Genomic DNA, 14,632 nt, shown 5'->3' on the forward strand with positions numbered 1-14,632 from the left:
CTCCCCGAACCGCCTGAAGCCCCACTTGTGTGGTGGCAGACGGGCTGGCGGATCATGCCGGAAGAGGGGCTCTTCCGGCGAGTAAAGTTTAGGGGGAACTCGATGGAACTTACGGAATATCTCAATCAGGTGCTCGACCTGGCACGGCAGGGGTTCGACACCGTTAACACGATTCAAGCGGTTATCATCGCGTTGATCGCAGCATTCGTAATGAGCCGCTACACACGAATTCTCGTGGTTGCGGCCGGCGCAACAATCATTCACGAACTGATCAATATTGGGCGGGTCGCTTACGGCGCGCGAGGCGAGGGCGACGTTGCCGGCAAGGCCACGGAGCTGCTCGCGGGTTACGTCAACCTCGAAGTTCTGCAACTTGTTGGTATTCGCTTTGTCGGCTTCCTGGTCGTGATCAGCCTGATCTATCTTGTTCGGCGGATTCTGTTCCGCGGCTAGTCTCGAAAATTCTCGTACTGGAGGGGCTGTTCAACTTTCAGCTCCTTCACAAACTGGATTGCGGCCTGAAGGTCGTCTCGCTTCTTTCCCGAGACACGCAGCTCATCGCCCTGAATCGCGACCTGCACCTTCAGGCCCGATCCCTTGATATCCTTCACAATGCGTTTGGCCAGATCCTTCTCGATCCCGTTGCGGATCGTCACTTTCTGACGCACGCTCTGTCCCGCGGCCTTCTCGGGGTCTTTGTAGTCAAGTACGCCTGCTTCGATTTTCCGGCGCGCAAGGTGGCCCTGCAATATTTCATGCACCTGTTTGAGCTTCAGGTCGTCATCCGCATGGATGGTCAGCTCCTGTTCCTTTCGCTCGACTTTGCAGTGCGACCCTTTGAAATCATATCGCTGCTCGATCTCTCGCGCCACATTCTGCAATGCGTTGTCGATTTCGGCGAAGTCGGTTTTGGAGACGATATCGAATGTGGGCATGGGCATGACCGCTCTGGAATTGTCGGGCGCCCATTCTAGATCAAATCTGAGGCGTTCGAAAAGCGGTGGTCGTCCGATTATTGACGACGATGAATTGTCAGCGCAATTTCGTCGAGCGCACCTTGCTCGATACGCATGGCTTCCTTGCGCATTTTGCGCTTTCGGTTGCCGTCGAGGAGTTCATATTTTTTGAGCTCCCGAAATGCATCGGCGAGCTCTTCTTTCGCCGTATCGAGTTGCCGCTCGATTCCCTCGATCGATTCCAGAATGTTCTCGCGGCGACGCAACACCGACTTCGCAAACATCGGATAGGCGAAATGCGCCACGTCGGAAATCCCGGCCTTACGTTGCTCAGCCTCGACCTGTGCTTCAAGATCGCGCTCGCGCTGACGGAACTCACCGAGCATAAGCTCGAGTTCGGCGACCTTGCGGCGCTTCTCGTCGACCTGGAATTTATGCAAACGGATGAGAGACTCGCGGTTGCGCATCACTCAATCTCCTTGGAAATGGGCTTGCTTGCCAGAATCTCCGCCAAAGCCGCATAGCCGGTGGCAAGATCGCTGGCTTCGTCCTTGCGTTGTGCCAGATAGGCTTCCAGCGCCGGCTGGTAATAGATCGCTTCGTCGACAAGCGGATCCGAGCCGGGACGATACGCGCCAAGCCTGATCAGCTCTTCCATGTCGCTATAGGTCGCCATCAGTGTCCGCGCTCGGCGGATGAGAGCGTTTTCGTCCGGCGCGTTGCAGTCCGGCATGGTACGTGACACGGATTTGAGTACATTGATCGCCGGATAGCGGCCGCGTTCGGCGATGGCGCGCTCCATCACGATATGACCATCAAGAATGGCACGCACCGCGTCTGCAACCGGCTCGTTGTGATCGTCGCCGTCGACAAGGATCGTGAAAAGGCCGGTAATCGCACCCTCCCCCGTTCCCGGTCCGGCACGCTCAAGCAGTTTCGGCAACTCGGCAAAAACGGTCGGCGTGTAACCCTTGGTCGTCGGCGGTTCACCGGTTGAAAGCCCGATCTCGCGCTGCGCGATGGCAAAGCGCGTCACACTGTCCATCATGCAGAGCACGTCCTGGTCGCCATCCCGGAAATATTCGGCGAGCGCCAGCGTCAGATAAGCGGCCTGCCGGCGCATCAGCGCAGGCTCGTCGGACGTCGCGACAACGACAACCGAACGCGCCAGCCCCTCAGGCCCGAGGTCGTCTTCGATGAACTCCTGAACCTCCCGGCCGCGCTCGCCAATCAGGCCGATAACGGCCACGTCGCAAGCGGTGTTCCGGGCCAACATTGAAAGCAGTACTGACTTGCCGACACCGGAACCGGCAAAAATGCCCATGCGCTGGCCGCGGCAGCAGGTGATGAATGTATTGAGTGCCCGAACGCCGAGATCGACCTTTCCACGGACCCGCTTGCGGGTATGGGCCGGCGGCGGCGTGTTGCGCAATGGATAGGGCTCATGTCCGTGGGCAATCGGCCCCTTGCCGTCGATGGGCTCACCCATCGCGTTAACGACACGTCCCAGCCACGCGCGGGACGGATAGACATGAGGTTCTTCGGAAGAGAGCACAGCCTTGCAGCCAACGCCGATCCCCGACAGCGAGCCAAAGGGCAGACAAAGCGCGCGGTTGTCGCGGAAACCCACCACCTCGCAGATTACGTCTTCGCCGATCCGGTTGGTCACGGCAAGCCGGCTGCCGACGCCCATGGCGTGTAGCGGCCCGGCCACTTCGACCACGAGCCCCTGGACGCTGAAGACGCGGCCATAATGTCTGACGTCGGCAAGTTCGCCGATTTCTGCCAACAATGCTCGCACCAGCCTAAAGCCCCCTCGCCACGCGCAAATCCACTCGGACCTGCAAAAATCCCCGGGATACGAAGCCAGATTGCCGGTATTTGTCCAAACCCGGCCTGACAAGGCGATCATGGCGCGAAGACTTTAAGGCCGCGTAAACCCTGACGATCGAGGAATTCGCCGGAACGGAACATTCAGGTACCGCGAAAATTCCACAGAATTCTTGGCTTTCAGGAACTTAAAAAGGTCCGCTAAATTTTTCTGAATTTTTTCCGTTTCGATTAACCTTTGTTAACCAAATCGCCTTAAGGTCTGAAATCTGGATTAACCGGGCTGCAGGCGATCGGAACCTTCCCAAATCGCCGAAGAGGGGGACCAATGCGAGTTCTGCTCATAGAAGACGATAGCGCGACAGCGCAGAGCATTGAGTTGATGCTCAAATCGGACGGTTTCAATGTGTACACGACCGACCTTGGCGAAGAGGGTGTCGACCTTGGCAAGCTCTACGACTACGACATCATCCTGCTCGACCTGAACCTGCCGGATATGAGCGGCTACGAGGTTCTGAAATCCCTTCGCGTCGGCAAGATCGCGACCCCTATTCTGATTCTGTCCGGCTTGGCCGGCATCGAGAACAAGGTTCGCGGCCTCGGCTTCGGCGCCGACGATTACATGACCAAGCCTTTCCATAAGGACGAGCTGGTGGCGCGCATTCACGCCGTCGTCCGCCGTTCAAAAGGCCATTCCCAGTCCGTCATCAACACCGGCAAGCTGACCGTCAATCTCGACACCAAGACCGTCGAAGTGGAAGGCAGCCGCGTGCATCTGACCGGCAAGGAATACCAGATGCTGGAGCTGCTTTCGCTCCGCAAAGGCACCACGCTCACCAAGGAGATGTTCCTCAATCATCTCTATGGCGGCATGGATGAGCCGGAACTCAAGATCATCGACGTGTTTATTTGCAAGCTTCGCAAGAAGCTCGCGGCTTCCACCGGCGGTGATCATTATATTGAAACGGTTTGGGGCAGGGGCTACGTGCTGCGCGACCCATCCGAGGGAGCCATGCAGGCGAAGGCTTCTGCCTGATTGGGCAGCCGGATCCTGCATTTCGCGCTAAACGTGTCAAAGGGGCGTCTCGGGGGAGACGCCCCTTTTTTCGTGACCGCACCGCTGACCGCCAGCCTCAAACGCCGGCCCCGCCTTCGACGAAGGACGCCTCAATGACGAAAGCATCGTCATCCATCCGTGCGTCGATCGACAGGCCGAGCGAGCGAGCGACAAGGCCCGTGAAATAGGGTTGTGCGGCACGCGCATCGAGAAAACGATCTGGCGCACGGCCACCAAGAAACTTGGCGGTCTCTTCGGGAACCCTGGCCGCTTGCCCCGTCGAGCGCACCTTGACTGCCGGCTTGGACAAATCGCCTTCGATTGAAACGGCAACTTCGCCGCCACGCGGGATCGCTGCCATCCCGATCAGGATCATATTGAGCACAAGCTTCACGTAATCCTTGCCGATCGTTGCCACGGGGGCCGACCAGACCAGCGACGCCTTTTCGCTCATCATCAACCCTTCGGCCACGCTCCGGGCATCCTGAAGGTCGAGCTCCGCACCCGCCGATCCGGCGGCACCGAAGCAGAGTCTGGCAAACTGCAACTTGGCTGAGGCCTGCGCGGCGCTCTTGGTGATGAGATCCATTGCATGGGCCTTCATCTCCGGATCGTCATCTTCGGCAAGCACTTCGAGTCCGTTTGTGATCGCTCCAACCGGGCTGATCACATCATGACAAACACGGCTGCACATCAACGCCGCCAATTCCAGTGCAGAGATTTCGTCTGTTTCGTTCATATCGAATTGCCCCACAACCCCTGAACGCCATAGATGCCTGATAGCATTGCACCGCACACAATGCCAGCCCCGCTTCCCCCTGAAACCCACGAGGCACGACCGCCTTGACCGGAAGCACCCGCAGATGGTGTTCTCCGCGTTGACCCGCCTGGACATACCGAAGGAAGCAAACGTGACAAGCCCGATAGCCGACAAAGCCGCCCTGACCGACAAACTTCGGCAAATCGCCGTGCAGGCGGGCGCTGCTATCATGGACCACTATCGTGCCGGCGTGGAAGTCGTTCGAAAGGAAGACAACAGCCCTGTCACCGCCGCCGACCATGACGCCGAAGCCCTGATCCTTGACGGCCTGAGGCGCATCGCCCCCGAAATTCCAGTGGTATCGGAGGAAGCGGCGGCCGGTGGTCATATTCCGGATTTCGGGCAGCATTTCTTTCTGGTCGATCCATTAGACGGCACCAAGGAGTTTCTCAGCAAGAACGGTGAATTCACCGTCAATATCGCTCTGATCGAAAATCGTCTGCCCGTGGTGGGCATTGTTTACGCACCGGCAAAGGAACGCATGTTTTTTGGATTTGCACCGGGCGAGGCTTATGAGCAGCGCATCGCGGCAAGCCATGACGGCACTGAAACCGGAGACGACATACGCCGCATTGTTGCCCGCAAGCCGGCGCCGGACGGGTTGGTCATCATCGCAAGCCGCACCCATCGCGACCACAAGACCGACGAATATCTGAGCCTCTATAATGTGAAAGAGTTTCTGGCCGCCGGCTCGTCACTGAAATTCTGCCTGATTGCCGCCGGCGAGGCCGATCTCTATCCACGTCATGGCCGCACGATGGAATGGGATACAGCGGCCGGACATGCGATATTGGCGGCCGCGGGCGGCACTGTTACCCAGCTCGACGGCACGCCGCTCATCTACGGCAAGATCGAACGCGGCCTCGACAATCCCTACTTCGTCGCACGCGGCGCTGGTGCCTGACATCCACAGTTGGACAATCAAAACCGACCCCGAGACCTGGATCGGTTCAGTGAACCGATCCAGGTCTGGTGCTGTCGAGGCCGTCGGATAGTGATCGGCTCGGTCGGCGCGAACCGGCGAACTGGCCCCCCGACCGTCGGGGGTCCGCGCCGACCCCGCCTGACATCTCTGTCGGCGGAGAGCTGATCGTGAAGATAAACTGCAACGGCCGTGCCGCCCAAAAGCGCCACAAACGCTCCTTCACGGCACGAATTCGGATATTTCCGATACTTAACACGACACATCCGTGCCGGATCGGGACGCGAACTCAAGGCTTCTTGACAAAGACCCCGGCGGAATTCTCGACATAGTGGCCAGACACCGTCTTGCCGATCAGCTTCTCGGCCGCAAGCCTCTCGACGGCGTTCAGCGAAGCACCGGGTGTACGCGCCGCAATCTCCTGATAGGAGGCGCGGCGACGCAGATTGATGTCGTCGACGAGATTGCGAAGATCAGGTGTCGGGCTCGACGTGACGATCCCGATATAGCCGTTTTGTCGTTCGCCAACGAGGCCCTGAGCCTTGGCGGAGTCGAGATCGATCGCGAAGGCGGGTGGAGCAAAGGCAAGGCCGACCAGAAGGGCCAGCATAACCGCAAATGATTTCGCAAAGAGGGCCATATCTTTCCGCTCCTCAGAACAGGTCGGGATTGTCGGCGAGCAATTGGTCGAGGTCGCGATCGACCTTGATGCGAATCTCCTGCTCGATCTTAATGTTGAGATTGATCTCGATTGGTTTGTCCGGCGCCTCAATCTTGACCGTCGGATTGCAGCCTGCCGCGAAAAGGGCTGCGCCAACGGCAAGCGCAAATGCTCTCGAGAATCGGATGCCACCGTTGTTGGTGGAATTGGCTTGTGTGAGCTTCATGGTTTTATCTTGTCGGCTGGAGGTGTAACCGCCGGTGCGGACTGGTCTCTGATGAATTCCATTGGCCGGAACCCGACGGTACCACGCCTGACCACGTCCGCAAGTGATCCCTCCAGCGTCACATTGATTGCAAAGGGATAGCCGTCATAAACATCGGGATTTGCACCCTTCAAGCCGAGCCGCAGCAACAGATCGCCATTCGCATTGCCTGAAAGACCGCCTGTCAGCTCCGTGTAGTGAAAATTGCGTAATGCTTTGGTAAGTAGTTGAGTTTCCTCGCCGGGTGCAATGTCGCTGCCCGCGCCGAGATAAATAATGATTCCACTCTCCTCCGCAGCCAATGCACCGTCGAGCAGAATTGGATCGCCGTCGCGAAGAACGACCGGAATCGCGCCGCTGATCCGCCCCGTGGCGCTAAGGCCTGGTACTTCGACGATCAGCAGCAATGCTGCAAGATCAATGTCTTCAATCTTCAGATCGAAGCGGGCATCGGGCCCGAAGATATCGCCACCGCTCGAAACCAGCACGACCTGCCCTTTTGCAAACGGCCAGCGCGCGTCGATGATGCGCAGGCCATCCCTGCCCATATCAAATTTGACGACGCCATCGTCAAGTGGAAGGCCGGCTTCGACGGTCCGCACTTTGAGTGTCTGTACACCCCGCGTCCGTGGCGGCAGCAGGCTTGCGAGTTTGACGGTACCACTGAGGCCGTCGAACGTCGCTGCCGTGGTGACGAAGCCGACATTCTTCAATGTCGCCTCGCCCGAACTCCCGAGCGCGCCCTCAGCAAGCGAAACATCTGCGACGTAGGATGCATTGCCGCTCATCCGGGTCATCATGCCGCGCAGTGCAGGAAGCAATGTCTGCAACTCGACCTTGCCAGGAGAAAAACTGAGATCACCGGCCGCACGGAGGTTGCCCTTCTGCGTATCGAGGTTATATCGGCCCGTCAGGTCGCCAAGCCTCGCACCGGCAATCGCCGGCAGCGCGCTGCGCGCCACGAAATGCCAGTCGAGCGCCGATCCGGAGAGCTTTGCGTCGCCATCGAGGCGGACGGGCGCAAACCGTTGCGGCGAAGAAAGGTCATCGATACGAAGGCCGGAAAGCCCGATCCGGCCGGGCGACGACACCTCTGCGCCGAACTTCTTTGACGCACTCACACGGCCGGAAAACGACGCCGCCCCCGCTGCGGCCTGCTGAAGCGACAATCGGTCGAGCCGCATATCGGCGGTGACGAGCGACCCTTCGGGCGACAGCATCAGATCAGCTTCGTAGGCCATCCCGCCGGTTACATCGAGATAATAGGGAGCAATGACAGGTGCAAGGGTTTGCGGCATCAGCCCACCGCGCGCGAATTCGAATTGACCTTCCGCGCGCATGGCACCGGCGCCATTGGCCATATCGTAGGTTCCCTCGACATGCCCCAGCGCCACGCCTTCTGCACCGGAAGCCGCGCTGGTCAGCGCCAGATTGAAACCGAGCATGCCGACATCGAGATTCACCTGTCCCGTCGCCACTATCGGTGCAATACGCGGCGCGCCATCTTCCGCGATCGTCACGCCGGACAATGTCGCGATGATGGTTGAGCCGGTTTGCGTTACCGCCACCGGACCGGTGAGCGTGAAGGAGCCCGCCTGCGTCTCGAGCGCGACCAGGGCACGCTCCACAGCGATATCCGGGAGCAGCATGACACCGCCGCGCTCACCGCCGCGCACCAGCGGGTCGAGAGCCCCGAAGGACAGACCGTTCTCGTCGGCACGAAGGCGCAGATAAACATCGCCGGCGTCAATCGACCTGACACGCCCGGACAACAACTCGCCGGCCGAATAGGTGACCGTGAGGCGATCGACAAGAACGTCGCCGTCTCCGATGTCGATATCTGTCAGCACGACGCTGCGCAGGCCGAGAAATCCGACCCGAAAGGTCGCCCGCTCTATGCCACGCTCGGCAAGCGCGCGCGCAAAGGCCTGTTCGGCGAAGGCGGTGCGCTCGACCCACAACCAGCCGGCCCCGGCAGCGGCTAGGAGCAGGAAAATGGCAAGACCGAAGCCCAGCCTGCGTTTTGTCGATTTCTGCATTCCTGGCGGTTTATCCGGCCTTTCCGCAGACATGCCCCTTTGCGGCCACCGTTTTGCCACCCGAGACAGTCATGATTTTCAGACTTGAGTTAAACTTCGCATGATTTAACGGCGATTCGATGGCGCGAGATTGGCCGAAAACTGAGGAATAATGCATGAAATCCGAAACGAACCCGTCGGCGACAGGGCGTTGGACGGCCCTCGACCGGCCCGTCTGGCCTGCATGGGCCTGCCTTCTGGCTTTTGCGGCCATGCTTGCCGTCGCGCCCGTACCGGCGCTGGCGCAGGGCCAGCAGGCGCCTGAGGTCAAGGGGACGCCGTCAACCTACACCCAGGACGAGATCGTTCGGGAGGCCGGCGATTTCTTCGGTGACGTATCCAAGGGCCTGGCCGACGCCGTTCACAGCGTTTTCGAGCGCTATGGCGAGCCCAACGCCTATATCAAGGGCGAGGAGGCCAGCGGCGCCTTTGTTTTGGGCCTGCGCTACGGACAGGGCGAACTGGTGATGAAGAGCGGCCCGCGCCAGCGCGTCTACTGGCAGGGCCCGAGCGCCGGCTGGGATTTCGGCGGCAACGCCTCGAAGGTCTTCACGCTGGTCTACAACCTCCCCAATGGCGACGCGATTTATCAACGTTTTCCGGGGGTTGAGGGCAGCGCCTATCTGATCGGCGGCATCGGCGTCAACTACCAGCAGCGCGACGATGTGGTGCTGGCGCCGATGCGGGCCGGCGCCGGACTGCGGCTCGGTGCGGCGGTCGGCTATCTGAAATACACGAAATCGCGCGAATGGCTGCCGTTCTGAGCCGGCAACGCGGCCGGCAGGCTGGATGAACAAGGGCTTTTCTGACACGCTGGCGGGGCGCTTGAACCGCCGCCGGCCGGCATGACGAGGATCACATGATCGAGAGCCTGATGCTGATGGCGCTTGGCTTTTTCGTCGCGACGCTGTTTGCGATGATCGCCGCGCGGCTGGTCTGGCGGCGCGCGGTGACGGTGACCGAAAGGCGCTTCGGCGCCGAAAACGGCGAGGCCGCGCGCAGCGCCGAACTCGACGCGCTGCTGATCCAGCAACGCCGCGAGCTCGAACCGCTGCACAGCGAGATCGCGGCGCTGACCCGAAAAAACGAGGCGCTGCAAGGAGATACGGCCGATCTGCGGGCGCGGCTCGAAGACGCCTATGCCGATGTGGCGGCGCGCGACGAGCGGCTGGCGGCGCTGGCCGAAGATCTCGGCCGCATCGGCGCGGCGCTGACGACCGAGGCCCGGCGCCAGGACGAAACCCGCAACACCCTGAAAAACCTCAGCGATTCGGCCACGCGCCTCGCCGGCGAGATCGCCCCCGCGGGCAGCCGCGCCAGCGAACCGCAAGCCACCCAGGCCGCCGACCCGGACGAGACGGCCGATGCCGACCGCCGCACGCTGGCGGCGATCGCCGCCTCGATCAACCGCATGGACAACGAAAACCGGCGGGAATCCGCCGAAAACAGCGCCGATGAGGCCGAACGCGACCTCGCCGCCGATGCCGTGCTGAGCGAAAGGGCGCTGGCCGCCCGCATCCGCGCGCTCGAGGCCGGCGTCGCCTCCTGACGGCTAGCCCTTTCTTTTCATTGCCGGAATCAGCGCAAGCTGCTTTGCTCGAACCCGGATTTCACTGGGAGGGCCGACAATGGGTTTTGCATATCCGCTGACCGGACTGGTGACGCTGATCACCCTGCTCGTCTATTTCTGGATGGCCTTCGAGGTCGGAAAAGCCCGCGGAAAACATGACGTTCCGGCGCCGCGCATGGACGGGCCGGACGATTTCCTCCGTGTACTGAGGGTCCAGGGCAACACCGCCGAGACGCTGCTGATCTTCCTGCCGTCGCTCTGGCTCTTCGCGCTGACGGTGGGCGACCTCTGGGCCGCCCTGATCGGCCTGATTTATCCAATCGGCAGAGTGGTTTACGCCCGCGGCTATTACGCGGCGGCGCTGCAGCGCTCGACCGGTTTCACGATCGGCCTCGCCTCGATGGCGGTGCTGCTGATCGGGGCGCTGATCGCGCTCGCCATGCAGGCGGTGGCGCTCTATCTCTGAGCGCTTGAAGCCACTGATTTAAAAGGAAGAATTGGCGTCCCCTAGGGGACGGACATGTTCCTGTAGTTTCAAAGCCTTAAGGGAAAGTGCGTCCCAAAAGCGGCTCGCGGATTTTCGCCATTCTTTGTGTGCGGTGGTCGCACTTTCCAAACACCGGCATTCTATCGAAACACCACATTAACCGCCCGAACGGTAGCCTTGAAGCTCGATATTCCGTCATTAGGAGGAACGATGTCTCCAATCCTCAACTTGCTCTGGTTTCTATTCGGGGGCCTCTTGATGGCAATCGGTTGGCTGCTCGCCGCCGTCATCATAGCCATAACGGTCATTGGTCTGCCATGGGCGCGGGCCTGCCTAAATCTGGCCTCCCTAGCCCTCTGGCCCTTCGGCAGGGAAGCCGTTAGCCGCGATCTCCTCTACGGCAAGGAAGACATCGGGACGAGCGGGCTCGGCGTTATTGGCAATGTCATCTGGTTCGTGCTTGCCGGTGCCTGGCTTGCGCTGGGCCACGTCTTCGCAGCCATCTTTTCGGCGTTGACCATTATCGGCATTCCCTTTGCTGTCCCTCATCTGAAGCTGGCCAGCATAGCCTTGGCCCCGATTGGCAAGGCAATTGTTTCGAAGGAGGTGGCAGAGGAAGCACGTAAACGACACGCTTCCGCGCGCGTCGATCAACCTCAGGCCGCTGGTTCCTAGAATTCCTCCCGGGCATCTGTGACGATTGACGTTACAGATGCCCGGTTTTCAGTTGCGGCCTTTTTCAGGCCATGCCGCCTCTATCTCGTTTGCCAAGCGCCACGCTCTCATGTCGCCGTTGTTTTTCAACGCAGATATGACCAATGAGAGATTGCCGTCCGACGCCGGCCTGCGCACACTCCACAAGCACATGCTGCGATAAGGCTCGCTAAAAGCACAGTCGATCAGCGCTTCAATGCCTTCTGTGCCGATCATCGATCTCTCCCGGGAATCTCATAAGAGCTTTCATCTCTCCGGATGGCAGTCCGGCGTTCACACGGGGGCATTCGTAAAGTCGCCGAGCATCTCCATACTAAATGCTTCCCATTTGCTCTCAATCGGGATCTGGAGGCCCCATGCTCGTCTTCAAAAAGCCTCTTTTCGCCCTGCCAGACGACCTGGCAGTCGAGCATATCGATGGCTATGAGCTTACTGATGGGCGAGACACTCCGCCGCCTCGCGAACCACTACGCCGGTCGCATAGAACTCGGCCGCCCTGTCCGCTTCGAATGCGAGAGGCGCATCTTTGAGGCCAGGCGTGTTATCGATTTTGACGAAGAAGAGCTCGAGAGTATCGAGCTCCGCGAGCTTTAAGGCCTGCCAGAAGACCCGAACTCATCTCCCTTCTGCCGCCACAGTCTGCGACGGCGTCAGACAGGGAGATGACATATGAAAACACGACAAAAGATAATCCGCGCACTCATCGCTCCCGCACACGAGGCGGCTGAGGCCGGCATTATGAGCGGCGATCTGGCATCCGCCTTTGCGGATATCTACGACGCCGCCGGGCATTTCGACGACCCCGACAAGCTCAGCCAACTCATTTTCGGAGCTCGCAGCGCCGAGCTGCTAATGCCGGACTATGCCCAGCTTTTCCGGAGCATCGCCGCCGTCGCCCAGGACGAGCTTCTCACCCGCCATCGAAAATTCGTGAAAGAGGCCTACCGGCTGAAGATCGATGCCGCCAGAGCCTGGCTTGTCGACTATCTCGGCTCGGCATCCCTCGCCGATGTCATTGAAGGGGAGGTCGAGCGTGAAACTGATCACTAAAGCGGCAAGGCAGCAGCTCGCAGAGAATTTCCGCGAGACAGAGTGCGGTTTGAATCCGATGGATCTCCGGCCCGTCGTCAAACTCTTCTATCCGGCCGGCACTGCCACCTGGCTTTTGGCGTATACCCTCCCTGATCAACCGGAGATCGCTTGGGGCCTTGCCGATCTCGGTCTCGGATATCCGGAAACCGGAGATATCTATCTCCCGGAGCTCTACCTCTTCCGTGGCCGATTCAATCTCGGTATCGAGCGTGACCTCCATTTCCAGGCGGATATGAGCATCGGAGAGTATCTCGAAAAGGCCCGCAAAGACGGGATTCTGCGAGCATGACCGAGCCCAGGTCGAGAACCGCAATTCTCGTCAAGGGATATATGGAGTTCATCAGTCCCCGGGTCGAATTCCATGAATCCGCCGTGGGCCGGGCATGGCACTGGGATCAGGTCGGCGCCCAGGGCATGTTCATATCGACTTTCTGCGTCGATGGAATCTTCTGCCCGGACAACGGCAGAAGATTCGATGCCGACTTCCTTCTATGGGCAAGTGAGCTGGAACGGGTCATCGTTGTTGTTTTCGATCTCGACCTAACAATTTTCGAGCCCACGACGCTTGAGGGAGCGACGCGCTTCATAAGGGCGGTCCGGCATCTTCCGTCGGCGCTCCAACAATCCCTTGATGCTCATGGAAAGAGCAATAGGAATCGAAAGGGAGGAGGGCCAAATCCATTTTCCTGACATCCTGCTTTATAGTCACATCATCTCGCTTATCATGCGCGATGATAAGGGCAAGGAATTCGGGCTCCGTCACCAGACATCCAGATGCTCATACGATATTCTTCCCCATCTGGCGATTACGTTCCCGCTCCCGATATAGAGCCGGTTTCCGCCTTGTCATCTGCCTGCGCCAGATTTTTTCCTTCACATAGCGTCTCAGCTTCGTTAACAGCCGGATTGCCTGTCTGCGCAGCTTCTCCGCTTTTTGTTCAGCTGCGGCAGCTCGTTCGAGCGCAGCCACTTTTTCCTTTTCCGCACGCTCATAGCGCTCCTGCCAGTGTGCTGCAACGAGGATATCAGACATCGGCCGACCGGCGGCTTTCTGGAGCAGCGACGAGACGCGCTGTTCCGTGTGCCACTCCTCCCTCGTCAGGCGCCGGCGGCGCGGGCCTGTGCGAGCCTGGCCGTGCTTGATGGCAACCTCTTTATAGTAACAGTCCTGGAAATACCGCATGGCGCTGACATACGCCGTGCGGCGCTGCTTCGGGCTGGCATCCGCAAGCTTCACGCCGTTCTCTGCTGCAAGACCTGGATGGACCTCCTCCCAGCACATACGGCCTTCGCGAACGGGCGCGGTCACGGCTACATGAACGTGGAAATATTTCTCATCCGTGTGCGCGACTGCCGATCTGATATTCTCACTACCGAAAAACTTGAGATTGAAGGCGAGCACATCTGCGGCCCATGAGACTTCATCCCTCGGGTCCGCCTGTCCGCGCTCCTCTGGGTAGGAGTAAACGGCCGCGAGTAGCACACGCGCCCGGCTCGCCGTTGATCGGCCTCGCGTGTCCTTCAACCTCCTGGCGGCTGCTTCGAGTTCATCGGCGAGCTGCATCGGAGCAATGCCGTAAAGTTGAATCGGCGTCTCCGGCCGCAGGACGTGGTCGCAAGAGCCCGGCTCGCGACTCATTTCCGAGAGGATTTCGCGGGCGCTCCAGCGAAGCTTTCCGGCGCGTTGAGAGCCGCGGACGGTCCAGAGCTCCAGATGTGCGAATTGCGTTCCCACGATTTCTCCTCCCCAAATATAGACGCCGTAGTGTGCTGCAGTGCGCCCTAGAGGATGCTGCAGAGTGCCCCAGTCAGTGCTGCAGTTTTCATAAACGTAGACCGACTAGGTCTGTGGAGAGGACTTGGGTCCGGTTTCCTGTCTTCGCTACACCACAAGCAAAGTACCATTGCATATGACACCTCGCCACGCACGCCGCGACAGGAGCATCCTTAGCTTGCCGATGTTCGCAGGACGCCACTTTCTCCATATGATCAGGCGCGATGATCCATGTTCCATCCGGCTGACGTTCCGCCATCTCGGTTAGGTTCTGTACTCATAAAGGGATTCCGCTGACAGGCGAAGCGTGATTCACTTTCTCTCTCGGTTTTCTGGGAGGGAGAGATGGGACGGTTCGATCTGAGCGATGCGGAATGGGCTTTAATCAAGCCTTTGTTGCCGAACA

Annotated in this window: 21 protein-coding genes; 11 read left to right on the plus strand and 10 right to left on the minus strand. The window is 59.6% G+C overall.

Features of this window, described 5'->3' with window-relative positions; genetic code table 11:
- Window positions 1-102: 102 nt before the first annotated feature.
- Complete coding sequence (locus Q7V31_RS10330; RefSeq protein ID WP_304734045.1) at window positions 103-453, plus strand: hypothetical protein; 351 nt, start codon at window positions 103-105, stop codon at window positions 451-453.
- Here Q7V31_RS10330 and Q7V31_RS10335 read toward each other — a convergent pair.
- From Q7V31_RS10335 to fliI, 3 genes are all read right to left on the minus strand, one after another.
- Window positions 450-935 carry a YajQ family cyclic di-GMP-binding protein gene (locus Q7V31_RS10335; protein WP_304734046.1) on the minus strand — a complete coding sequence of 162 codons (486 nt, stop codon included), beginning with the start codon at window positions 933-935 and terminating at the stop codon, window positions 450-452. The genes Q7V31_RS10330 and Q7V31_RS10335 overlap by 4 nt on opposite strands.
- 77 nt (window positions 936-1,012) lie before the next feature.
- Window positions 1,013-1,423 (minus strand): flagellar FliJ family protein, encoded by a 411-nt coding sequence (locus Q7V31_RS10340; protein ID WP_304734048.1) that lies wholly within the window; start codon window positions 1,421-1,423, stop codon window positions 1,013-1,015.
- Complete coding sequence (gene fliI, locus Q7V31_RS10345; RefSeq protein WP_304734050.1) at window positions 1,423-2,757, minus strand: flagellar protein export ATPase FliI; 1,335 nt, start codon at window positions 2,755-2,757, stop codon at window positions 1,423-1,425. The genes Q7V31_RS10340 and fliI overlap by 1 nt, the downstream gene beginning before the upstream one ends.
- A 357-nt stretch (window positions 2,758-3,114) precedes the next feature.
- Between fliI and ctrA the strand changes: the two genes are divergently transcribed.
- Window positions 3,115-3,822 (plus strand): response regulator transcription factor CtrA, encoded by a 708-nt coding sequence (gene ctrA / locus Q7V31_RS10350; protein ID WP_304734051.1) that lies wholly within the window; start codon window positions 3,115-3,117, stop codon window positions 3,820-3,822.
- A gap of 97 nt (window positions 3,823-3,919) precedes the next feature.
- Here ctrA and chpT read toward each other — a convergent pair whose 3' ends face one another.
- On the minus strand, window positions 3,920-4,582 hold the full coding sequence (chpT, locus tag Q7V31_RS10355) for a histidine phosphotransferase ChpT (protein ID WP_304734052.1): 663 nt from the start codon (window positions 4,580-4,582) through the stop codon (window positions 3,920-3,922).
- 172 nt (window positions 4,583-4,754) lie between these two features.
- Between chpT and cysQ the strand changes: the two genes are divergently transcribed.
- Entirely contained in the window at window positions 4,755-5,567 is an 813-nt protein-coding gene (gene cysQ / locus Q7V31_RS10360; RefSeq protein ID WP_304734053.1) for a 3'(2'),5'-bisphosphate nucleotidase CysQ, read from the plus strand.
- 307 nt (window positions 5,568-5,874) lie between these two features.
- On the opposite strand, the gene Q7V31_RS10365 is transcribed toward cysQ, so the two are convergent.
- From Q7V31_RS10365 to Q7V31_RS10375, 3 genes are read right to left on the minus strand one after another with little or no spacing between them, the layout of a single operon-like run.
- The gene (locus Q7V31_RS10365) at window positions 5,875-6,225 is read right to left on the minus strand and encodes a YdbL family protein (RefSeq protein WP_304734054.1); all 351 of its coding nucleotides are present in this window, start codon (window positions 6,223-6,225) and stop codon (window positions 5,875-5,877) included.
- Between the two features lie 13 nt (window positions 6,226-6,238).
- Window positions 6,239-6,472, minus strand: coding sequence for a YnbE family lipoprotein (locus Q7V31_RS10370; protein WP_304734055.1), 234 nt, complete (start codon window positions 6,470-6,472; stop codon window positions 6,239-6,241).
- Window positions 6,469-8,031: a YdbH domain-containing protein gene (locus tag Q7V31_RS10375; protein ID WP_304734057.1), complete on the minus strand. Its 1,563-nt coding sequence runs from the start codon at window positions 8,029-8,031 to the stop codon at window positions 6,469-6,471. Before Q7V31_RS10375 ends, Q7V31_RS10370 begins: the two co-directional genes overlap by 4 nt.
- A 33-nt stretch (window positions 8,032-8,064) precedes the next feature.
- Here Q7V31_RS10375 and Q7V31_RS10380 point away from each other — a divergent pair, with 33 nt between their 5' ends.
- From Q7V31_RS10380 to Q7V31_RS10400, 5 genes are all read left to right on the plus strand, one after another.
- Entirely contained in the window at window positions 8,065-8,496 is a 432-nt protein-coding gene (locus Q7V31_RS10380; protein WP_304734058.1) for a hypothetical protein, read from the plus strand.
- A gap of 290 nt (window positions 8,497-8,786) precedes the next feature.
- Window positions 8,787-9,353, plus strand: a complete 567-nt coding sequence (locus Q7V31_RS10385; protein ID WP_370690649.1) for a DUF1134 domain-containing protein — start codon at window positions 8,787-8,789, stop codon at window positions 9,351-9,353.
- A gap of 95 nt (window positions 9,354-9,448) precedes the next feature.
- Window positions 9,449-10,138: a hypothetical protein gene (locus tag Q7V31_RS10390; RefSeq protein ID WP_304734060.1), complete on the plus strand. Its 690-nt coding sequence runs from the start codon at window positions 9,449-9,451 to the stop codon at window positions 10,136-10,138.
- Window positions 10,139-10,217: 79 nt separating this feature from the next.
- Window positions 10,218-10,625, plus strand: a complete 408-nt coding sequence (locus Q7V31_RS10395) for an MAPEG family protein (RefSeq protein ID WP_304734062.1) — start codon at window positions 10,218-10,220, stop codon at window positions 10,623-10,625.
- A 231-nt stretch (window positions 10,626-10,856) separates the two neighbouring features.
- Window positions 10,857-11,321, plus strand: a complete 465-nt coding sequence (locus Q7V31_RS10400) for a YccF domain-containing protein (protein ID WP_304734072.1) — start codon at window positions 10,857-10,859, stop codon at window positions 11,319-11,321.
- Window positions 11,322-11,369: 48 nt separating this feature from the next.
- Here the strand turns inward: Q7V31_RS10400 and Q7V31_RS10405 are convergent, their stop codons facing one another.
- Window positions 11,370-11,576 (minus strand): hypothetical protein, encoded by a 207-nt coding sequence (locus tag Q7V31_RS10405; RefSeq protein WP_304734064.1) that lies wholly within the window; start codon window positions 11,574-11,576, stop codon window positions 11,370-11,372.
- A gap of 522 nt (window positions 11,577-12,098) precedes the next feature.
- On the opposite strand from Q7V31_RS10405, the gene Q7V31_RS10410 reads away from it, so the two are divergent.
- From Q7V31_RS10410 to Q7V31_RS10420, 3 genes are read left to right on the plus strand one after another with little or no spacing between them, the layout of a single operon-like run.
- Window positions 12,099-12,410: a hypothetical protein gene (locus tag Q7V31_RS10410; protein ID WP_304734066.1), complete on the plus strand. Its 312-nt coding sequence runs from the start codon at window positions 12,099-12,101 to the stop codon at window positions 12,408-12,410.
- Window positions 12,394-12,741, plus strand: a complete 348-nt coding sequence (locus tag Q7V31_RS10415) for a DUF2958 domain-containing protein (RefSeq protein WP_304734068.1) — start codon at window positions 12,394-12,396, stop codon at window positions 12,739-12,741. Before Q7V31_RS10410 ends, Q7V31_RS10415 begins: the two co-directional genes overlap by 17 nt.
- A complete protein-coding gene (locus Q7V31_RS10420; RefSeq protein WP_304734069.1) occupies window positions 12,738-13,142 on the plus strand; it encodes a hypothetical protein in 405 nt (134 codons plus the stop codon). Before Q7V31_RS10415 ends, Q7V31_RS10420 begins: the two co-directional genes overlap by 4 nt.
- 88 nt (window positions 13,143-13,230) lie before the next feature.
- On the opposite strand, the gene Q7V31_RS10425 is transcribed toward Q7V31_RS10420, so the two are convergent.
- Entirely contained in the window at window positions 13,231-14,187 is a 957-nt protein-coding gene (locus Q7V31_RS10425) for a hypothetical protein (RefSeq protein ID WP_304734070.1), read from the minus strand.
- 254 nt (window positions 14,188-14,441) lie between these two features.
- Window positions 14,442-14,632: hypothetical protein (locus tag Q7V31_RS10430; protein ID WP_304734071.1), on the minus strand; the 191-nt coding region annotated here is incomplete at its 5' end.

The sequence above is a fragment of the Parvibaculum sp. genome (genome assembly GCF_030651915.1).
Taxonomy (GTDB): Bacteria; Pseudomonadota; Alphaproteobacteria; order Parvibaculales; family Parvibaculaceae; genus Parvibaculum.

Excerpts from the sequence above, each read along its gene's own strand:
- Q7V31_RS10395 (WP_304734062.1), top strand. The coding sequence starts at position 10,218 with ATGGGTTTTGCATATCCGCTGACCGGACTGGTGACGCTGATCACCCTG.
- Q7V31_RS10330 (WP_304734045.1), top strand. The coding sequence starts at position 103 with ATGGAACTTACGGAATATCTCAATCAGGTGCTCGACCTGGCACGGCAG.
- Q7V31_RS10370 (WP_304734055.1), bottom strand. The coding sequence starts at position 6,472 with ATGAAGCTCACACAAGCCAATTCCACCAACAACGGTGGCATCCGATTC.
- Q7V31_RS10340 (WP_304734048.1), bottom strand. The coding sequence starts at position 1,423 with ATGCGCAACCGCGAGTCTCTCATCCGTTTGCATAAATTCCAGGTCGAC.
- Q7V31_RS10400 (WP_304734072.1), top strand. The coding sequence starts at position 10,857 with ATGTCTCCAATCCTCAACTTGCTCTGGTTTCTATTCGGGGGCCTCTTG.
- Q7V31_RS10365 (WP_304734054.1), bottom strand. The coding sequence starts at position 6,225 with ATGGCCCTCTTTGCGAAATCATTTGCGGTTATGCTGGCCCTTCTGGTC.
- chpT (WP_304734052.1), bottom strand. The coding sequence starts at position 4,582 with ATGAACGAAACAGACGAAATCTCTGCACTGGAATTGGCGGCGTTGATG.
- Q7V31_RS10390 (WP_304734060.1), top strand. The coding sequence starts at position 9,449 with ATGATCGAGAGCCTGATGCTGATGGCGCTTGGCTTTTTCGTCGCGACG.
- Q7V31_RS10335 (WP_304734046.1), bottom strand. The coding sequence starts at position 935 with ATGCCCACATTCGATATCGTCTCCAAAACCGACTTCGCCGAAATCGAC.
- ctrA (WP_304734051.1), top strand. The coding sequence starts at position 3,115 with ATGCGAGTTCTGCTCATAGAAGACGATAGCGCGACAGCGCAGAGCATT.
- Q7V31_RS10410 (WP_304734066.1), top strand. The coding sequence starts at position 12,099 with ATGAGCGGCGATCTGGCATCCGCCTTTGCGGATATCTACGACGCCGCC.
- Q7V31_RS10405 (WP_304734064.1), bottom strand. The coding sequence starts at position 11,576 with ATGATCGGCACAGAAGGCATTGAAGCGCTGATCGACTGTGCTTTTAGC.
- Q7V31_RS10420 (WP_304734069.1), top strand. The coding sequence starts at position 12,738 with ATGACCGAGCCCAGGTCGAGAACCGCAATTCTCGTCAAGGGATATATG.